At 61.2% G+C, this 19,833-nt stretch carries 13 protein-coding genes; 11 read left to right on the top strand and 2 right to left on the bottom strand.

Annotated features, from left to right (window positions below; translation table 11 throughout):
* Nucleotides 1-76: 76 nt before the first annotated feature.
* Nucleotides 77-3,592, bottom strand: a complete 3,516-nt coding sequence (locus ACVOLR_RS12370; protein ID WP_481536683.1) for a methylmalonyl-CoA mutase family protein — start codon at nt 3,590-3,592, stop codon at nt 77-79.
* Nucleotides 3,593-3,897: 305 nt separating this feature from the next.
* On the opposite strand from ACVOLR_RS12370, the gene ACVOLR_RS12365 reads away from it, so the two are divergent.
* Nucleotides 3,898-4,995, top strand: a complete 1,098-nt coding sequence (locus ACVOLR_RS12365; RefSeq protein ID WP_481536682.1) for a Glu/Leu/Phe/Val family dehydrogenase — start codon at nt 3,898-3,900, stop codon at nt 4,993-4,995.
* Between the two features lie 78 nt (nt 4,996-5,073).
* On the opposite strand, the gene ACVOLR_RS12360 is transcribed toward ACVOLR_RS12365, so the two are convergent.
* Entirely contained in the window at nt 5,074-7,923 is a 2,850-nt protein-coding gene (locus ACVOLR_RS12360) for a S8 family serine peptidase (RefSeq protein ID WP_481536681.1), read from the bottom strand.
* 180 nt (nt 7,924-8,103) lie between these two features.
* Here ACVOLR_RS12360 and ACVOLR_RS12355 point away from each other — a divergent pair, with 180 nt between their 5' ends.
* From ACVOLR_RS12355 to ACVOLR_RS12310, 10 genes are all read left to right on the top strand, one after another.
* On the top strand, nt 8,104-9,279 hold the full coding sequence (locus tag ACVOLR_RS12355; protein WP_481536680.1) for a thiolase family protein: 1,176 nt from the start codon (nt 8,104-8,106) through the stop codon (nt 9,277-9,279).
* Nucleotides 9,280-9,400: 121 nt separating this feature from the next.
* The gene (locus tag ACVOLR_RS12350; protein ID WP_481508349.1) at nt 9,401-9,742 is read left to right on the top strand and encodes a hypothetical protein; all 342 of its coding nucleotides are present in this window, start codon (nt 9,401-9,403) and stop codon (nt 9,740-9,742) included.
* Between the two features lie 233 nt (nt 9,743-9,975).
* Entirely contained in the window at nt 9,976-10,743 is a 768-nt protein-coding gene (locus ACVOLR_RS12345) for an integrase arm-type DNA-binding domain-containing protein (protein WP_481536679.1), read from the top strand.
* The gene (locus ACVOLR_RS12340) at nt 10,664-11,176 is read left to right on the top strand and encodes a site-specific integrase (protein ID WP_481536717.1); all 513 of its coding nucleotides are present in this window, start codon (nt 10,664-10,666) and stop codon (nt 11,174-11,176) included. Before ACVOLR_RS12345 ends, ACVOLR_RS12340 begins: the two co-directional genes overlap by 80 nt.
* Nucleotides 11,173-12,336: a PDDEXK nuclease domain-containing protein gene (locus ACVOLR_RS12335; RefSeq protein WP_481536678.1), complete on the top strand. Its 1,164-nt coding sequence runs from the start codon at nt 11,173-11,175 to the stop codon at nt 12,334-12,336. The genes ACVOLR_RS12340 and ACVOLR_RS12335 overlap by 4 nt, the downstream gene beginning before the upstream one ends.
* A gap of 334 nt (nt 12,337-12,670) precedes the next feature.
* Entirely contained in the window at nt 12,671-13,180 is a 510-nt protein-coding gene (gene radC, locus ACVOLR_RS12330; RefSeq protein ID WP_481536677.1) for a RadC family protein, read from the top strand.
* An 86-nt stretch (nt 13,181-13,266) separates the two neighbouring features.
* Nucleotides 13,267-15,114 carry an N-6 DNA methylase gene (locus tag ACVOLR_RS12325; protein ID WP_481536676.1) on the top strand — a complete coding sequence of 616 codons (1,848 nt, stop codon included), beginning with the start codon at nt 13,267-13,269 and terminating at the stop codon, nt 15,112-15,114.
* Nucleotides 15,111-16,409, top strand: a complete 1,299-nt coding sequence (locus ACVOLR_RS12320) for a restriction endonuclease subunit S (protein ID WP_481536675.1) — start codon at nt 15,111-15,113, stop codon at nt 16,407-16,409. Before ACVOLR_RS12325 ends, ACVOLR_RS12320 begins: the two co-directional genes overlap by 4 nt.
* Nucleotides 16,406-19,354 carry a type I restriction endonuclease subunit R gene (locus ACVOLR_RS12315; RefSeq protein ID WP_481536674.1) on the top strand — a complete coding sequence of 983 codons (2,949 nt, stop codon included), beginning with the start codon at nt 16,406-16,408 and terminating at the stop codon, nt 19,352-19,354. The genes ACVOLR_RS12320 and ACVOLR_RS12315 overlap by 4 nt, the downstream gene beginning before the upstream one ends.
* Entirely contained in the window at nt 19,351-19,710 is a 360-nt protein-coding gene (locus ACVOLR_RS12310) for a M48 metallopeptidase family protein (protein ID WP_481536673.1), read from the top strand. Before ACVOLR_RS12315 ends, ACVOLR_RS12310 begins: the two co-directional genes overlap by 4 nt.
* Nucleotides 19,711-19,833: the final 123 nt, after the last annotated feature.

The following is a 19,833-nucleotide window of genomic DNA, read 5'->3' as shown; positions in this document are numbered from 1 at the left end:
CACTACATGAAGGCCTCTGCCGAGCATGGCTCGGCACTACGTGAAAGCCATTGCCGAGCATGGCTCGGCACTACCGTTACATGTTGCGGCGGTACTCTCCGCCTACGTCGTACAGGGCGTGGCTGATCTGGCCGAGGCTGTGGGTCTTCACGGCTTCGATCAGCGCTTCGAACACGTTGCGACGGTCGCGCGCGGTCTTCTGCAGGTAGCCCAGACCGTGACCATCGTGCGCTTCTTCATCCGTCGCTGCGCCTTCGATCTCATGCGCATGCGAGGTCTCACCCGCCGGGGCCAGTGCATTGCGGTTGCGCTGCCAGGTGTGCACGTTCTCGATCTGCTGGCCCTTTTCTTCCTCGGTCGAACGGATCAATTCGATCTCGGTCGCCACTTCACCGGCATGTTCCTTGGGCAGGAACATATTGACGCCGACCAGCGGCAGGCTGCCATCGTGCTTCTTGTGCTCGTAGTACAGCGACTCTTCCTGGATCTTGCCGCGCTGGTACATGGTATCCATCGCGCCGAGCACGCCGCCGCGCTCGCTGATCGCCTCGAACTCCTTGTAAACCGCCTCTTCGACGATGTCGGTGAGCTTGTCGACAATGAAGCTGCCCTGCCACGGGTTCTCACAGAAATTCAGCCCCAACTCCTTGTTGATGATCATCTGGATCGCCACCGCACGACGCACGCTTTCCTCGGTCGGCGTAGTGATCGCCTCGTCATAGGCATTGGTGTGCAGGCTGTTGCAGTTATCGAACAGCGCATACAGCGCCTGCAACGTGGTGCGGATGTCGTTGAACTGAATCTCCTGCGCGTGCAGCGAACGGCCCGAGGTCTGGATGTGATACTTCATCATCTGCGAGCGCTCATTGGCGCCGTAGCGCTCACGCATCGCTCGCGCCCAGATACGACGGGCCACGCGGCCGATCACCGTGTATTCCGGGTCCATGCCGTTGGAGAAGAAGAACGACAGATTGGGCGCGAAGTCATCGATCTTCATGCCGCGCGCCAGGTAGTACTCGACGATGGTGAAACCATTGGACAGGGTGAAAGCCAGCTGGCTGATCGGGTTCGCGCCGGCCTCGGCGATGTGATAACCGGAGATCGACACCGAGTAGAAATTGCGCACCTTGTGGTCGACGAAGTACTGCTGGATATCGCCCATCATCCGCAGCGCGAACTCGGTGGAGAAGATGCAGGTATTCTGCGCCTGGTCTTCCTTGAGGATATCGGCCTGCACCGTGCCACGCACCGTGGACAGGGTTTCTGCCTTGATCCGCGCATAGGTTTCGGCGTCCACCAGCTGATCGCCGGTAACGCCAAGTAGCGCCAAACCGAGGCCATTGTTGGTCGGCGGCAAGTCACCGTGATACTGCGGACGGCTGCGGCCTTCGAAGAGCTTCGCGATCGTCTGCTCCGCTTCGGCCCAGCGCGCGGCATCTTCCTGCAGGTACTTCTCGATCTGCTGGTCGACAGCGGTGTTCATGAACATCGCCAGGATCATCGGCGCCGGGCCATTGATGGTCATCGACACCGAGGTGGTCGGCGCGCACAGGTCAAAGCCGGAATACAGCTTCTTCATGTCGTCCAGCGTGGGGATGTTGACGCCGGAATTGCCGATCTTGCCGTAGATGTCCGGACGCGGTGCAGGGTCTTCGCCATACAGAGTGACGCTGTCGAAGGCGGTGGACAGGCGCGCAGCTGGCTGGCCAACGCTCAGGTAATGGAAGCGGCGGTTGGTGCGCTCCGGCGTGCCCTCACCGGCAAACATGCGGATCGGGTCTTCACCGCTGCGGCGGTACGGATAGACGCCGCCGGTGTATGGGTAGGAACCCGGCAGGTTCTCCTTCTGCAGAAACACCAACAGCTCACCCCAGCTGCGGTAGGTGGGCGCAGCGATCTTGGGGATCTGCTGGTGACTGAGCGATTCGCGGTAGTTCTCGACGCGGATGGTCTTGCCGCGCACCTGGTACTCGTTGACCGGATCGGTGATCGACTTCAGCCGTGCCGGCCACTCACGCAGCAAGCGCAGCGCGTCGGAGTCCAGCGACTGCACCGCATCGTTGTAGCGCTGACGCAGGGTGCGGATGCTGTTGTCGACGCCTGCATCGGTGAGTGCATCGCCTGCATACAGATCCAAGGCGCCCGGCTGGGCCGCATCAGCCAACTCCTTCAGTGCTTGCCAAAGGCTCTGCGCACGCTCGGCCACTTCCGCCTGCGACTCGATGCGGGCATTGATGCCACGGCCCTGTTCGGCGATCTCAGCCAGATAACGCACGCGTGCACCGGGTATCAGCACGGTCGCACGAGGCTCCTTCAACGTTGTATCGATCTGCGGCTGCAGGCCGGCGTCTGCCTTGGCCTTCTCGCGTAGCAGTCGGCACAGGTTGGCGAACATCCAGCTGATGCCCGGATCATTGAACTGGCTGGCAATGGTCGGATACACCGGCACATCCTCGTCCTTCATAGTGAAGGCGACGCGGTTGCGCTTCCATTGCTTGCGCACATCACGCAACGCATCTTCAGCACCGCGCTTGTCGAACTTGTTCAGCACCACCAGCTCGGCGTAATCGAGCATGTCGATCTTTTCCAGCTGACTGGGTGCGCCAAAGTCGCTGGTCATCACATACATCGGGAAGTCGACCAGATCGACAATTTCCGAATCACTCTGGCCGATACCGGCGGTCTCGACGATCACCAGATCAAAGTGCAGCGACTTCAGGAACCCGATGCAATCACGCAGCACCGTATTGATCGCCGCATGCTGGCGGCGGGTTGCCATCGAACGCATGTAGACGCGCTTGGAGCGCAGCGAGTTCATGCGAATGCGATCGCCCAGCAGCGCACCACCGGTACGGCGACGGGTCGGGTCGACCGAGATCACCGCGATGCGCATCTGCGGGAAGCTGGCCAGGAAGCGATTGAGCAGTTCGTCGGTGACCGAGGACTTGCCGGCGCCACCGGTGCCGGTGATACCGATGACCGGCGTCTTGCCTGCCGCCAGCTGCCACTGCTTGCGCAGCAGCGCCAACTCAGCCTCGCTGTGATCTGCGTCTTCCAACTGCGACAGCACCCGGCCGATGCCGATCTCATCCTCGATCGACGGCGCTTCCGCATGCACGTCGCGGGCAGCAGCTTCACGGGCCTTGCCAGCGCGCGCCACCACGTCCTCGATCATTTCCACCAGCCCCATCTTCATGCCGTCGTTGGGGTGATAGATACGCTCCACGCCATAGGCCTGCAGCTCGCGGATTTCCTCCGGGGTGATGGTGCCGCCACCGCCGCCGAATACCTTGATATGGCCAGCACCCCGTTCGCGCAGCATGTCGACCATGTATTTGAAGTACTCCACGTGCCCGCCCTGGTAGGACGACAGCGCGATGGCGTCGGCATCTTCCTGCAGCGCGGCACGCACCACGTCTTCCACGCTGCGGTTGTGACCGAGGTGGATCACCTCCGCACCCTGTGCCTGGATCAGGCGGCGCATGATGTTGATCGCCGCATCGTGGCCATCGAACAGGCTGGCGGCGGTGACGAAGCGCAGCGGGGTGGTTTCAGGCTGCGCCTGCGGGAGCTGGGAGGCGGGGGTACTCATGGGCCGTGCAACATCCGGTTTCTATTGCAACCGATCATAGAACCGCTGCCCCCCGCAGGTCAGGTTGCAGCGCAGCGTGACCTTTTGCCGGTTTGCGCTATCGGTGGGCACAGCGCCGCCCGTACCGGCAAAGCCAGGCACCGCCAGCGGTACACCGGGCTGAACACTCCCCTACCGGGAATGGATTAGAATGACGGCCCGCGACCCCCGTCCCTGCCAATGACGAAGTCGCATTTTTTGTTTTCCGGCCAGCAATTTGGCTACACGATCACTGACGTTGTGGCAGATACGCCATCGGAGCTTGCATGCTTTTCGAAACCCTCGAGACTTCCGGCCATGAGCAGGTCGTGTTCTGCCAGAACCGCGACGCCGGCCTGAAAGCAATCATCGCCATCCACAACACCACCCTCGGCCCGGCCTTGGGCGGCGTGCGCATGCGCCCTTACGCCAATACTGATGATGCGCTGCGCGACGTACTGCGCCTGAGCCGCACCATGACCTACAAGAACGCCTTGGCCGGGCTGAATGTGGGCGGCGGCAAGGCGGTGATCATCGGCGACCCCAGGACCGCCAAGAGCGAAGTGCTGTTCCGCGCCTTCGGCCGCCAGGTCGAGGCGCTGGCCGGCCGCTACATCACCGCCGAAGACGTCGGTACCGACGTCAACGACATGGAAAACATCTATCTGGAGACCGGTTATGTGACCGGCGTACACCAGGTCCATGGCGGCTCCGGCGACCCGGCTCCGTTCACTGCCTACGGCGCGTTGCAGGCGCTGATGGCCTCGGTCAAGCGCAAGTTCGGCCATGAGGAAATCGGCAAGCTCAGCATCGCAGTACAGGGCCTGGGCCATATCGGCATGGAACTGGTGAAGCTGCTGCGCGAGCGCGGCGCCAAGCTTTACGTGACCGATCTGGACCCGGTACTGGTGCAGAAGGCTGTCACTGAATACGGCTGCGAAGCGGTCAAACCCGATGCCATCTACGACGTCGCCGCCGACGTGTTCGCGCCCTGCGCGATGGAAGGCGCCATCGACATGAGCACGCTTGAACGGCTCAAGGCCAAGGTCATCTGCGGCACCGCCAACAACCAGCTGGCCAGCCATGCCGTCGGCGATGAGCTGTACAAGCGCGGCGTGCTGTGGGCACCTGACTATGCGGTCAATGCCGGCGGCGTGATGAATGTGTCGCTGGAGATCGACGGTTACAACCGCGAGCGTGCGATGCGCTCGATCCGCAGCATTTACCACAACCTTGGCAAGATCTTCGACCAATCCGAGCGTGATGACGTCTCTCCGCAGCGCGCGGCCGACCGCATCGCCGAAAGCCGCCTGGAAGCGATCGGCAAGCTGAAGATGCCGATGGGCCGCTCGGTCCCGCGCATGAACCGCCTGCGCGGCGAGTAAGCCCAACGGCAAAACACAGAAGGCGGGCGATCACATCGCCCGCCTTCTGCTTTTCATCCATCTACAACCGCTGCCTGATCAGAACGCCTGCTGCAGACGCAGCGATACCTGTCGGTTGTCACCGCGCGGGCCGAAGCGCTGGTCATAGCCCAGTGACAAACGGGTATTGCGGGCCAGCCACGAGTCCACCGACAGGCCAAACAAGCCGCCTGAACGCGACGGCTGCAGGCCCGTAATCGGCGCCCAGGTATCCACGCCAACAAAGCTGGCATCCAGGCTCAGGCCATTGCCACCCAGCGCCTGCTGCCATTCGGCATAACCATTGAATGCCACCCGCTTCCACAGGTACTGCCCGCGCAAACCAGCCAAGGCCTGCACCCGGCTGCTGCTCCAGTCATCGGCGCGCAGGCCGAAGCCGTAGCCGCCCTGTTCGTTGAATGCGCCACCGTCGATGCGTGTGTAATCCGCACCCAGATACGGTGTCAGCTGCGCCTTAGCATGGCCGAGCCGATAACCGGCCTCGACGCTGCTCGACAGGAAGTTGCCGCTATAACGCGCATGCACCCCGGCGCGCTCGGAACCCAGCAACAGACCGCGATCCAGCTCACGCTGGTACTGGCCAAACCCGGCCTGGCCCAGCACATAGGCGTCGCCGCGCTGCCAGCCAGCGTAGAGCTGCGACTGGGTCTGGCGGTCGCGACTGCGATCCTGGGCCACGCCACCGCTGGTATTGGCACGGGTTTCGCCAAATGCAAAGCCCAGTACCGCATTACTGGAGAGCGCGGTTTCGCCGCCCATCATCCAACCGCCAACGCTGTAGTCACTGCCCAGATAGCCGCCCTGCCCGCCGCCACCCAGGCTGCGCATCCACACACCACTAGCCGCCGGTCGCGCACCAGCCTCGGCGAACTGGCTGGACAGCGCACGCCGGCTCATGTCGATGCTGTCGAAAGTCATCGCCGTGGCAGTGGCGTGCGCCTGCCCGGACAGACTCTCCAGGCTCTGGGCCAAGCCGGCAAAACCACCGCCGACGCCCTGCACCGCTGCCGCTGCCGAGCCGAACGCCGTGGCCTGCAGACCGGCATCGGTATCCAGCAGTTCGAACGCCTGCTCCACCCGTTGCGCTGCCGACATTGCGCGCAAACCAACGCTGGCAGCGTTTGCCGCCGTAGTGACACTGACCCGGTCCAGCTGCAGCCAGGCGTTATTGGTGTCATAGCCATACTGGGTCTGCAGCAAGGTAACGCCGGTGCTGCCAGTAGCCGGGGTTGCGAATTGCCCGCTGATACCCCCGCCCGCATGCAACAGGTCCTGACGGCGACCATCCTGCGGCACATAGCCGGCGACGGCGCCATTTACCATCACTCCACCATCCAGGCTTGCAGTTCCTGTCACCTGCAAGGCATTGGAACCGAGCGCAACCATCAAGCGTGCGCCCGAGCGCTGCACGTAATTGCCCTCGATCGTAGCCGAGCCCTCATTACTGAGCACAATCACGCTGGCGCCGTTGTCCACGTTGCCCACCACGCGCGTGGTGCCACCCATGAACTGAAGTGCAGCAGCCGAAGGATTGGACTGCGCGTCGATGCTGACATTGGAACGGATCGAGCCGCCATCGCGCAGCGCCAGCGTACCCTGCTGGATACGGGTGGCACCGGCATAGGTATTGGCGGCGGACAAGCCCAGCGAGCCAGTGCCGGATTTGACCAGGCCGCCGGCACCACTGATCGGATTGCTCCATTCCGAATTGAGCCCGAGCTGGCTCACATTGACCTTGATATCACCCCAATCGGCCTTGCCCGGCCCCTTCACCGCTTTGCCGACATTGAGCAGGCCATAGCCGAACACCGCATCCGGCCCGGCTTCACCCAGGTCGGTCGCAGTCCCCAGCAGGGTCTGCCGGACCAGGTCATTGTTGAAGTACGGGAACGCCTGCCACACCAGCGCTGCAGCCCCCGACACCAAGGGCGCCGCATAGGAGGTGCCACTGCCGTAGTAATAGGACAGATTGTTGGCCGTGCTGTTCTGTCCCAGGAACACCGATGTCCCCGGCGCCACCAGGCAGTAATTCTTGGCGACGCCGCAGGCGTTTGAGTAGGTCGCCAACGCCGTCGGCTTGGCCGTATCCAAGGCTGCCACTGCCAACCAGCCACGCTCCAGGTCGGCCGCCGGATAGCTGCCAGGACTGCCAACCTTGCTCGGCAACGCCGCCATGTCGGAAGGGTTGGGCTTTGATTCGTTGCCGGTGGCGAACACCACCAACCCATCATTGTTGTTGATGAAAGGACGGTACTCGTTGGCAATCTCCGCCGTGACGTTCGGCCGGGTCCAGTACAGGCCGCCCCAGGAATTGTTCATGATGCGCATGCCATCGCGGATCAGGTCGGCGTGGATCGCGGCCATGCCCAGCGCACCGGTAACTTCATTACCATTGCCGGAACCATCGTCGGTTGGCGACTTGTCGGCGATGATGCGCGCGGACAGGATCTGCGCGCCCGGTGCGACACCGCCCGGCCACTGCCCGGTAGGAGCACCCGCGGCAAGCTGGGCGACGGTGGTGCCATGCCCAACTACATCGTCCACCGACAGATTGTTCTGTGCGGGGTTCAGATAGTTGTGGTTAGCCAGCACACGCCCGGCCAACGCGGGATGGTTGCGCATCACCCCAGAGTCGATCACGCCGATCCGGTAGCCCGCACCAGTCAGTCCCATGGCGTGCGCGGCCTGCGTATTGGTCAATGCCAGGTGGGCATCAAACGCAGGCTGCGGGGTCACCGGCGGGGTTACTGGAGGTGTCGTAGGCGGCGGAGTCACCGGCGGCGGATCGGATTTGGGCCCGCTACCACTGCCGCAGGCTGCCAACGCCAGCGCCAATGAACTGGCCAACACGCCGCGCACCAATTTGCTGCTCACTATTGCAGTAGTCATTCCCTTGCTCCCCTTCCTATGGATGATTCGCCAATTCAGGTATTACCTGATCCCGGTAGCACTCCGGCTACCTTCTATACTGCAACGACAATCCACTGCCTGTGGGGATGTGCCGTTGGTCCAATGTGCCCGATCCTGCAGACGTTCGATAATTGCCGAAAGGTATAACCGAGATTGCTCATGTCTGACATCGTCATCGCCGCCGCCAAGCGTACCGCCATTGGCTCCTTCCTTGGCCAGTTCAACGGCGTCCCTACCCCGACCCTCGGCGCCACTGCCATCAGCGCCGCCATGGCGCAGTCCGGCATCCCCGCCGCGGACGTGTCCGAGGTCATCATGGGCTGCGTGCTGCCGGCCAACCTTGGCCAAGCGCCCGCCCGCCAGGCCGCACTCGCCGCCGGCCTGCCGACCAGCGCCGGTGCCACCACCCTCAACAAGGTCTGCGGCTCGGGCATGAAAGCCATCATGCTCGGCCACGACCTGATCAAGGCCGGCTCGGCCAGCATCGTGGTTGCCGGTGGCATGGAATCCATGTCCAACGCTCCGCACATGCTGCCCAACTCCCGTACCGGCAACCGCTACGGCAACTTCCAGGCCGTGGATCACATGGCGTGGGACGGCCTGACCAACCCCTATGACGGCCAGTCGATGGGCGTGTTCGCCGAGGCCACCGTGGCCAAGTTCGGCTTCACCCGCGAAGAGCAGGACGCCTACGCCATTGAATCGGTGGCCCGCGCACAGGCCGCGCAGGCCAACGGCGCGTTCAACGATGAAATCGTTGCGGTCAAGGTTGCCACCCGCAAGGGCGAGGTCGAGTTCAACCAGGACGAGCAGCCGGGCAAGTCGGACGTCAGCAAGATCCCGACCCTGCGCCCGGCCTTCAAGAAGGATGGCAGCGTCACCGCCGCCAGTTCTTCCAGCATTTCCGACGGCGCCGCAGCGCTGGTGCTGCTGTCCGCCGACGATGCCGCCAAGCGCGGCGTGCAGCCGCTGGCACGCATTGCCGCACACGCCACCCACTCGCAGGAACCGGAGTGGTTCACCACCGCGCCGATCGGTGCGATCAGCAAGGTCCTGGAAAAAGCCGGCTGGACCATCGCCGACGTCGACCTGTTCGAGATCAACGAAGCCTTCGCCGTGGTGGCGATGGCACCGATCCGCGAGCTGGGCATTCCACACGCCAAGATCAACGTCAATGGCGGTGCCTGTGCATTGGGCCATCCCATCGGTGCATCGGGTGCCCGCTTGGTGGTTACGCTGGTAAATGCATTGCGCACACGCGGCCTCAAGCGTGGCGTTGCGTCGCTTTGCATCGGCGGCGGCGAAGCAACTGCCATCGCCATTGAATTGATTTGATTGAAAAATTTCAGATAATTCAAAACCTGAATGCGGGACCGCTTGACAGTCGAAATGGGCTTGTCATCATGTTCCCGGCGCGCAATGGCGCGTTGCCTAATTTCACGACGAGGATTCACAAATGAGCATCAACAAGCTGCTGATCGCAATGACCCTGGGTCTGGCCCTGACCGCCTGCTCGAAGCAGGAGCAGGCTGCTGACGCCGCCGCTGCCGCTGACACCGCTGCAACCGAAGCCCAGGGCGCTGCTGACGCTGCTGCCACCGCTGGCGCTGCTACCGCTGACGCTGCCCAGGCTGCTGCTGACACCGCCGCCACCGCTGCTGACGCTGCTGGCCAGGCTGCTACCGACGCTGCTGCTGCCACCACCGACGCTGCTGCTGCCACCGCTACCGACGCTGCCAAGGCTGCTGAAGACGTTGCTGCACAGGCCAAGGACGCTGCTGAAGAAGCCAAGAAGTAATAACTTCTGCTTCCAAGCTGTTCCAGAAAAGCCGCTGGTTCGCCAGCGGCTTTTTTTGTTTCACGATGACTCCAGTACCGCAATTCGCTGGACTACGCCAAGGTTCGATACAGCAGGTTTATCAATCACTTAGGCGAGTTCAACATATGCCGGTGCTTTCCGAAATTTGACCCGGCTTCCCCTCGCGTGGCTCCCATGCGGCTCTTGGAAACCGGGCTTTCCGAGGAGTCAATATGGCGAAGATCAAGCTCACCAAGTCCGCAGTCGATGCGGCACAACCCCAAGACAAGGCCGTCGAACTGCTGGATACCGTGGTGCCCGGCTTCCTGTGCAAGATCACCCCGGCGGGTCGCAAGGTGTTCATGCTCCAGTACCGCACGAACGCCGGTGAACGCCGTAAGCCCGCCCTGGGCCAGTACGGGGAGCTGACGGTCGATCAGGCGCGCACGATGGCGCAAGAGTGGCTGGCCGAGGTGCGCAAAGGCGGCGACCCCAGCGCAGCCAAGAACGCCGCCCGCAAGGCACCGACCATGAAGGAGTTCTGCCATACCTTCATGGAGGACTACTCCAAGCAGCGTAACAAGCCCAGCACGCAGCGCGGCTATCAGGGCGTCATAGACCGTTGCATCATCCCGATCATGGGCCGGATGAAGGTAAAGGACGTGAAGCGCCCGGACGTGGCTGCGCTGATGAAGAAGCTGGCCTACAAGCAGGCCGAGGCCAACCGCACCTTCGGCGTGCTGCGCAAGATGTTCAACCTGGCCGAAGTGTGGGGGGCTGCGCCCAGACGGCACGAATCCGTGCCGACACGTCCCGATGTACCCGCCCGGCAAGGAAACCCGGCTCATCGTGGACGACGAACTGGTGCGGATATTCCGCCACTTGGAACATCTGGAAGCAGAAGGACTGGAGAACTAGGTCATCCCGCTGGCGATCCGTCTGCAATTCGAGTTCGCCGCCCGCCGCTCCGAAATCTGCCCGCTCGAATGGGCGTGGGTTGATCTGGAAAAGCGCCGAGTCGTCTGGCCTGACAGCAAGACCGGTGGCATTTCCAAGCCCATGAGCGAGGAAGCCTATCGACTGCTGTCCACCGCGCCGCGCCGGGAAGGTTGCCCCTACGTCCTGCCGTCGCCCAACGATCCGACCCGACACATAACCGAAGGCGAACATTACGGCGGCTGGACACGCGTGCTCAAGGCTGCTGGCGTGCCGCACGTTGGCACGCACGGTATCCGTCACCGGGCGACGACCGATATTGCCAACTCGGGCGTGCCGACCAAGGTAGGCATGAAGCTCACAGGCCACAAGACCGTGGCGATGTTTATGCACTATGTTCATACCGAGGACAAGCCGGTGCGGGATGCGGCCGAACTGGTGGCAAATCGGCGGCTGGCGATTACCGGGGCTTCCCGTTCTATGGAGGTGACAGCATGACAAGGAAGACTCCCGTGGCAACGCGGAAACCTGCCGCCTTACCGGCCGGCTATGCCGGCATCCACGGCGGCATCGTGGAGCTGCTGGATATCGCGCGCAAGGCAGCAGCGCGTAGCGTCAATGCGCTGATGACGGCCAGCTATTGGGAGATTGGCCGCCGGATCGTCGAGGCCGAGCAGAAAGGCAGACGACGGGCCGGTTACGGCGAGCAGTTGATGGCGCGGTTGTCCGCCGACCTGACGGCACGATTTGGGCGCGGTTTCAGCCCGGACAACCTGGAGAACATGCGGCGTTTCTTCGTCGCTTACCCCCATGAGGCAATTTCCGAGACACTGTCTCGGAAATCTGAAGACGGACTGAGCATCGAAAATTCCGAGACGGTGTCTCGGAAATTCGACCTCTTCGAACTGTCCCAGGTCTTCACCCTGCCGTGGTCGGCCTATGTCCGGCTATTGTCGGTTAAGGATAACCATGCCCGTCAGTTCTATGAGACAGAGGCGCTGCGCGGTGGCTGGAGCGTGCGCCAGCTCGATCGGCAGATCGGAAGTCAGTTCTACGAGCGCACGGCCTTGTCCAAGGACAAGGCGGCCATGCTGGTCAAGGGCGCAGCGCCGAGGCCAGAGGATGCCGTCAGGCCTGACGATGCGATCAAAGACCCCTATGTGCTGGAGTTCCTGAACCTCAAGGACGAGTATTCCGAATCCGACCTGGAAGCGGCCTTGATCCAGCGGCTGGAAGACTTCCTGTTGGAACTGGGTGAAGGCTTCACCTTCGTTGGGCGGCAACGCCGGTTGCGCATCGACCAGCCCTGGTATCGGGTGGATCTGCTGTTCTTCCATCGCAAGCTGCGCTGCCTAGTCATCATCGACCTGAAGCTGAGCAGCCTGACCCATGCAGATGTGGGGCAGATGCATATGTACTGCAACTATGCCAAGGAGCATTGGGCTTACCCGGACGAGAATCCGCCGGTGGGTCTGATCCTGTGCGCCAAAGGCCATGCTCTGGCGCGGTATGCGCTGGATGGCTTGCCGACGAAGGTGATGGCGGCGAACTACCGGACGGTGCTGCCGGATGCCGAGTTGCTGCAAAAGGAACTGGAGAACACGCGGCGGCTGCTCGAATCTCGCGGCGCGCTGTCCCCCAAGGACGACAAGCCATAGTCGTGCGTCCCGGCGTACCGCCGTCGGGCTCGCGGGCTGCGCCCTGTGCTTCGTGCCGAATCACAGCCATTCGGCGCTGATCCCTGACGCCTCTGGCCTGGATCGTTGAGCCGGGCCTGCGTGTGCTGCGCACTTGCCAACGGCGGGGGTGTGGCTGAGTGGGGTGTAGGCGGTCTTGCTGTTCCCTTCACCGTATCACGGCGTTCTCGCCGTCAATGACTGCGCGTGCTCGCACGCTTGCGGCCTACCGGTCGTCTTCGATCCCTGACTGCTTGCGCTGCGCCGTGCTGGCCACGGTTCCGGGCAATTCCGCCCGAGCAACCGGAGCACGATCATGTCGCAACTGTCCTTTTCCTCGTTCGATGATGCTTTGCTGGTGCGTGACGCCCACGGGCGCTACCTGCCGGCATCGGTAGATCAAATTCTTGAAGCGGCACGCCAGGCCATCGAGCTGAAGATGCAGCGTGGTGCTGAGTTCACTTCCCCGGCGTTGGTCAAGGAATACCTGCGCAACAAGCTGGCAGGCTTTGAGCATGAAGTCTTTGCTGTGCTGTTTCTGGATACTCGCCACCGGCTGGTCGCGTACCGGGAGATGTTCCACGGCACCATCGACAGTGCATCGGTATATCCACGCGAGGGGGTCAAGGAGGCACTGCGGCTCAATGCGGCGGCAGTCATCCTCTCGCACAACCATCCGAGTGGAAATCCCGAGCCGTCGAACGCCGACAAGGTGCTGACACAGCGGCTCAAGGATGCGCTGACGTTGGTGGAGGTGCGCACGCTGGATCACGTCATCGTGGCGGGAGGAGCCACAGTGTCGTTTGCAGAACACGGTCTGGTTTGAGTGGCAGGGGGGGGCTTCGGCCCCCTTTTCATCGTGCAACCAAGAATCTCTTGACAAATATTTGCTATATAGCAAATATATCAAACATGACAAATATAGCCCGTGATTTCGCCACAACGCTTCGTGCTATTCGCACAGAGCTAAATCTCACCCAAGAACAACTTGCTGAGCGTCTTGGGGTGTCTTTTGCCACCGTCAATCGCTGGGAGGGGGGTAGCAGCAAGCCGCAGCGTGCGGCGCAAGAGGCAATTGCGACTCTTGCGCTGGAAGCTGGTGTTTCGGAGGCATCCGCCGCAGGTCAAGGGCAGGCATCCGTTTCTGCAACGCCTCGCCGGGGGCGGCGGGCTGCGGCCGCTTCCACCACCAAGCCGATGGAACAAATGCTGTGGGATGCCGCGTGCTCCATTCGGGGCGAAAAGGATGCTGCCAAGTTCAAGGACTATCTGCTGCCGTTGCTATTCCTAAAGCGCCTCTCGGATGTATTCGATGACGAGATCGCGCGTCTTGCCGAAGACTACGGAGACCGCGCCACCGCACTGGAAATCACCGAAGCCGACCATTCGTTGCTGCGCTTTTACTTGCCGCCCGAAGCACGCTGGGCCATCCTGAGCGGGCGCGAAGCCTATGACTGGCCGCTGGATGACAAAAGCCGCAGCACCGCTCCGCGAGACATCGGTGAACACCTCACCCGCGCCGTGCGCGCCGTTGTGAAGCACAACCCCGACCTTTCTGGCGTGCTGGATGTTGTGGACTTCGCTGCCGAGCGCAACGGTGAGCGTGACATCAACCCTGCCAAATTGCGCGGCGTGGTCGAGACTTTCTCCGATCCACGCTATCGCCTTGGCTTGGCAGACGTGCAACCCGACTTTCTGGGGCGCGCTTACGAATACCTGCTGCGCAAGTTCGCTGAAGGCTCTGGCCAGAGCGCGGGCGAGTTCTTCACGCCAACCGAGGTGGGCTTCCTGATGGCGCACATCCTGCGCCCGCGCCCTGGCGAAACCTGCCACGACTACGCCTGCGGCTCGGCGGGCCTGCTGATCAAAATGCAGCTCGTTGCCCGCGAACTCGACCCCACCAGTCGCGTGCCTGTGAAGTTAAGTGGCCAGGAATTACAGGCCGAAAGCTACGCCGTGGCGCGCATGAACGCCATCATCCACGATATGGAGGTGGAACTGGCGCGTGGTGACACCATGATCAATCCCAAGTTCCGCGACGCAGCGGGCAGGATTCGAGGTCACGACATTCTGGTGGCCAACCCGATGTGGAACCAGTCCTTCGCTGTCGACCTATTCAAAAACGACCCGTTTGAGCGGTTCCAGACGGCGGGCGGCATCACCAGCGGCAAGGGGGATTGGGCTTGGTTGCAGCACACTTTGTCCGCGATGGACGATGATGGCCGCGCCTGCGTGGTACTGGATACCGGCGCGGTGACGCGCGGCAGCGGCAGCAAGAACGAGGACAAGGAGCGCAACATTCGCAAGTGGTTTGTAGACCACGACTTGATCGACGGCGTGATCCTGTTGCCCGAGAACCTGTTCTACAACACCACGGCGGCGGGCGTGATCGTAGTGCTGAACAAGCGCAAGCCGGCAGCGCGCAAGGGTAGGATTTATCTGCTCAACGCCAGCAAGCACTTCCGCAAGGGCAAGCCGAAGAACTATCTGCCGGAGGAGGACATCCGCCCACTGGCGGCGATGTACCAGAAAGGCGAGCCGGTCGAGGGCGAATTAGCGGTTATCACCACGCAGCAAGCTGACGAAGCGGACTACAACTTGAGCCCTAGCCGCTGGGTGGGGCAAAACGGAGATGCCAAACACCGCAGTATTGAGGACTTGGTTCGTTTGGCAAATGAACTTACCAAGACCGGTGATGACCTATGGGCGACTCTTCAGCCCATGCTTGCGCCCATTACATCATCGGGAGAGAAAGCGTGAAGCAAGTTGCGTTGAACGATGAATCTTATTTCCAGCTAATCAGCGGGCTTTGGAGGGGTGAACGCGCCCCGCTGAAACCCGCGAAAGTGCTGCGCGCCACGAATTTCGGCGGCGATGGCCTTCTTGATTTTGATGATGTTGTCGAGCTGGATGTCGAGGAGCGTCATTTTTCTGAGCGGCAACTTGCACAAGGCGACATTGTCGTGGAGCGTTCAGGCGGAGGGCCAAAGCAGCCGGTTGGGCGCGTTGCGCTGTTTGTGCCACCGGATGACCGCGCATATTTCTCCAGTAACTTCACGACAACGCTACGCGTTCGTGACCAAGACACGTTTGACCCCGACTATGTTGCGCTCTACCTCCACGCCCTCTATCTAGGCGGCGCCACGGAAACGCTCCAGCGCGCGACGACGGGCATCCGAAATCTGGATTGGCGCGAGTACCTACGATTTGAGATTCCTGTCCGACATCTGGATGAACAGAGGGAACTCGTGCAGCTCATCGGCGGCGTCCGCAAGGCGTATCGGGTTGAACGTGACCTCGTTGATGTGTTGGTAGAACTTAAGCGCGTCACCATGACTAGCCTGTTCACGTGCGGCCTGCGCGGCGAGACGCAGAAGGAAACCGAGATCGGGCTTGTGCCGGAAAGCTGGGAGTTAGACTCGCTCAGCGCACATCACACGGTTGTTTCCGGCGGCACGCCGTCGCGCAGCAATCCTTCGTTCTGGACGGACGGCACGATTCCGTGGGTCAAGACCACCGAAGTGAACTACTGCGTCATCAGCGAAACCGAAGAGCACATTACGCCAGCAGGGCTCGAGAATTCCGCCGCCAAAATGCTGCCTTCAGGCACTCTGCTAATGGCGATGTATGGGCAGGGCGTGACGCGCGGCAAGGTCGCCATTCTCGGCATCGAAGCGGCCTGCAATCAAGCCTGCGCCGCGATCACGCCGAAGGATGATGTCGTTCTGCCGCGCTATCTGTACCACTTCCTCACCTGGCGATACGACGAGATTCGCTCTCTCGCTCACGGCGGACAGCAGCAGAACCTCAACCTCGAAATCGTGCGCGACCTGCCCGTTGTGTATCCGCAGACTGATGACGAGCAAAATCAAATCATCGCCATCCTCGACGCTCTAGATCGCAAGATCGCACTACACCGCCAAAAGCGTGCTGTGCTGGAAGAACTGTTCCAATCCCTGCTCCACAAGCTCTTGACCGGCGAAATCCGCGTTGTGGACCTCGATCTGTCGGCACTGCCTGTGGCTCCGGCACAAACCCTGGAAGCCACGGCATGAACAAGCCACTGAAAATCAGCGAAGCGGGTACCGTGCAGTTCCCGATGGTTCGTCACGCAGCAGAAATTGGCTGGACAACCATCACGCCCGATGATGCTCGTGCCATGCGGGGCGGCGATGCGGGCACTTTCTTCCGCGACGTGTTGGAGGGCAAGCTCACCACCTTCAATCCTTGGCTGACGGCGGACGCCGTGCGTGCCATCGTCGAAACGCTGGACGCGCTGCCTGCCAGCATCGACGGTAATCGGGAGCTGCTGTCGTGGCTGCGCGGCGAACACGCTTGGTACGACGAAGCCGAAAAGCGTCATCGTGGCGTGACGCTGATTGACTTCGACCATCCGGCGGAGAATGTCTTTCACGTGACCTGGGAATGGAAGATCAAGTCGCCTGCTCGTCCCAAGGGCAACCGCGCCGATGTCATGTTCGTGGTCAACGGCGTGCCGGTGGTCATCGTCGAGCACAAGAACCCGAAGGACGGCGGTGCCATCGAGCGCGCCATCAAGCAACTGCGCCGCTACGAACTGGAAACACCGGAACTGCTGGCGACCACGCAGTTGTTCAACGTGACGCACCTGCTCGACTACTGGTATGGCGTGACGTGGAACGCCAACCGCCGCGACATGGCGCGATGGAAGCAGGCGCCGGAGGAAAGCTACCGCTTCGCGGTGCAGGCGTTCTTCGAGCCTAGCGAATTCCTGCGCACTTTGCAGCACTGGATTCTGTTTTATGTGCAGGACGGCGAAACCCGAAAATCCGTGCTGCGCCAGCACCAACGCCGCGCTATTGACGCCATCCTTGAGCGCTGTGCAGACCCGGCCAAGACGCGCGGGCTGGTCTGGCACACACAAGGTTCGGGCAAGACCTTCACGCTGCTGACGGCGGCGCGGCAGATTCTGGAGGACAAGGTGCGCTTCCAAAATGCCACCGTGCTACTGGTCGTGGATCGCACCGAGCTGGAAGGTCAGTTGAAAGGCTGGGTGGAACGGCTGCTGGGTGAGATGCAGGCACAGGACATCGCGGTGGAGCGCGCCAACACCAAGGCGAAGTTGCAGCAACTGCTGGATGCAGATTTTCGCGGCCTCATCATCTCGATGATCCACAAATTCGATGAAATCAAGAAAGATAGTTGTGCCCGCGACAACGTCTATGTCTTCATCGACGAGGCGCACCGCTCGGTGGCGAAGGACTTGGGCACCTACCTGATGGCGGCGCTGCCGATGTCCACAATCATCGGTTTCACCGGCACGCCGATTGCGCGCAGTGCTCAGGGTGAAGGTACGTTCAAGATTTTTGGCACGCAGGATGAAGCCGGCTATCTGGACAAGTACTCGATTGCCGAATCCATCGCCGACGAAACCACGCTGCCGATCAAGCATGTAATGGCCCCCAGCGAAATGACTGTGCCCGCCGAACGGCTGGACAAGGAGTTTTTTGCACTGGCCGAAAGCGAAGGCGTGTCGGATGTGGAGGAGCTCAACAAGGTGCTTGACCGCGCCGTGGGACTGCGCACCTTTCTGACCGCTGACGACCGCATCGAAAAGGTAGCGGCCTTCGTTGCAGAGCACTTCAAGGAAAACGTGCTGCCGCTGGGCTACAAAGCGTTCGTGGTGGCTGTGAACAGGGAAGCCTGCGCCAAGTACAAACAAGCTCTGGATAAGCTGCTGCCGCCGGAATGGAGTGCGCCGGTCTACACCCAGAACGCAGCAGATGCGATTGACCGCCCGCTGGTGGCGAAGTTGCAGCTTTCTGACGAGGCTGAAGAGCAGGCGCGCCTGCTATTCAAAAAGCCCGCCGAAAACCCGAAGATTCTGATTGTCACCGACAAGCTGCTCACCGGCTACGACGCACCGCCGCTGTACTGCCTCTATCTCGACAAGCCTATGCGCGACCATGTGCTGCTGCAATCCATCGCGCGCGTGAACCGGCCTTATGTGGATGCCAATGGCGTGCAGAAGCGCGTGGGGCTGGTGGTGGATTTCGTCGGTGTCCTACGTGAGTTGAAGAAGGCGCTGAAATTTGATTCCAGCGACGTGGGTGGCGTGATTGAGGACCTGGATGTGCTCTTGCAGGATTTTCTGCAGCGCATTGCGCAGGCCAAGCAGGAATACCTCGATGCCAATGTAGAGGGCGCGCCGGACGAACGGCTGGAAAAGTTGGTATTCGGGCGCTTCCTTGAACCTGAAGCACGTAAGGCCTTCTTCGACCAATACAAGGAAATCGAGGCGCTGTGGGAAATCCTCTCGCCCTCGCCAGAGCTACGCGACCACATCGCCAGCTACAAGCAGTTGAGTCAATTGTATGCAGCGGTACGCAATGCCTATGCGGAGAAGGTCGGATTCATCGCCGACCTAGCCTACAAGACACGCCGGTTGATCGAAGAAAGCGCCGAACAGCAAGGCTTGGGGCGGCTCACCAAGAGCGTCACCTTTGATGTGGCCACACTGCAATCCCTGCGCGGCGACAAGGGCAGCGACGAGGGCAAAGTGTTCAACCTCGTGCGCGGCTTGCAGCAGGAAATCGACGCAGACCCTACCGCCGCGCCCGTGCTTCAACCGCTGAAAGACCGGGCCGAACGCATTTTGAAGGATTTGGAGGAGCGAAAAACCACCGGTCTGGCAGCAATGGATCAGTTGGCGGCACTTGCCACGGAAAAAGAAGCGACAATGAAGGCAGCCCGTGACAGCGGTTTGTCGGCTCGTGCTTTTGCTGTTGCCTGGGTTCTGCGTGACGACATCTCCGTCAAGGCGGAAGCCCTCGATCCTATGCTTCTGGCCAAGGAGGCTGAGGAATTACTTAGCCGATTCCCGAATGCGCTAGTCAATGCCGACGAGCAGCGGCGGCTACGGGCGGCAATGTATAAGCCATTTCTGGCTTTGGCTGCGACTGAACGGGCGCGCGTTGTTGATCTCGTCATCCAGATACTGCTTATGGAGGGTGATAAATGAAGCCCTCAGGCTACCCAGCGCAGGATCTGAAGCGTCGTGCGATGACATGGGCGATCAAGTTGAAGGTGAACCCTCGTGTTGTACGTGTCCAAGATATGCGCAAGAAATGGGGATCATGCTCATCGTCAGGAACGATTACTTTAGCCATCGACCTGCTTGATCGAGACGAGTGCTTTCAAGACTACGTCATTGTCCATGAGCTGTTGCATCTTCGCTATTCAACACATGGGAAGGTCTTTAAGGCATTGATGAGTGCCCATGTACCGGATTGGCGTCAATTCGATGTGGCAAGTCCTAGTAACACTTGCGGTGGCTTGAGGCGAAAAGCAAAGAATTTCTCTTCTCTCCAATCGTAAAAGGGGTCAGTTTGAACTGCCCCGGATTCCATGGATAAGGTAGTCAGGGGACACTCCTGACCTGTTGATATTGCTGCTCGATCTGTAAAGGCGTGGTGTAGCCGAGAGCTGAATGGAGCCGGG

It is taken from the genome of Stenotrophomonas sp. STEN030 (assembly GCF_056759995.1).
Note: the sequence above shows the minus strand (reverse complement) of the source record. Positions and strands in the feature narration are given on the sequence as shown.

Excerpts from the sequence above, each read along its gene's own strand:
- ACVOLR_RS12370 (WP_481536683.1), bottom strand. The coding sequence starts at position 3,592 with ATGAGTACCCCCGCCTCCCAGCTCCCGCAGGCGCAGCCTGAAACCACC.
- ACVOLR_RS12365 (WP_481536682.1), top strand. The coding sequence starts at position 3,898 with ATGCTTTTCGAAACCCTCGAGACTTCCGGCCATGAGCAGGTCGTGTTC.
- ACVOLR_RS12360 (WP_481536681.1), bottom strand. The coding sequence starts at position 7,923 with ATGACTACTGCAATAGTGAGCAGCAAATTGGTGCGCGGCGTGTTGGCC.
- ACVOLR_RS12355 (WP_481536680.1), top strand. The coding sequence starts at position 8,104 with ATGTCTGACATCGTCATCGCCGCCGCCAAGCGTACCGCCATTGGCTCC.
- ACVOLR_RS12350 (WP_481508349.1), top strand. The coding sequence starts at position 9,401 with ATGAGCATCAACAAGCTGCTGATCGCAATGACCCTGGGTCTGGCCCTG.
- ACVOLR_RS12345 (WP_481536679.1), top strand. The coding sequence starts at position 9,976 with ATGGCGAAGATCAAGCTCACCAAGTCCGCAGTCGATGCGGCACAACCC.
- ACVOLR_RS12335 (WP_481536678.1), top strand. The coding sequence starts at position 11,173 with ATGACAAGGAAGACTCCCGTGGCAACGCGGAAACCTGCCGCCTTACCG.
- radC (WP_481536677.1), top strand. The coding sequence starts at position 12,671 with ATGTCGCAACTGTCCTTTTCCTCGTTCGATGATGCTTTGCTGGTGCGT.
- ACVOLR_RS12325 (WP_481536676.1), top strand. The coding sequence starts at position 13,267 with ATGACAAATATAGCCCGTGATTTCGCCACAACGCTTCGTGCTATTCGC.
- ACVOLR_RS12315 (WP_481536674.1), top strand. The coding sequence starts at position 16,406 with ATGAACAAGCCACTGAAAATCAGCGAAGCGGGTACCGTGCAGTTCCCG.
- ACVOLR_RS12310 (WP_481536673.1), top strand. The coding sequence starts at position 19,351 with ATGAAGCCCTCAGGCTACCCAGCGCAGGATCTGAAGCGTCGTGCGATG.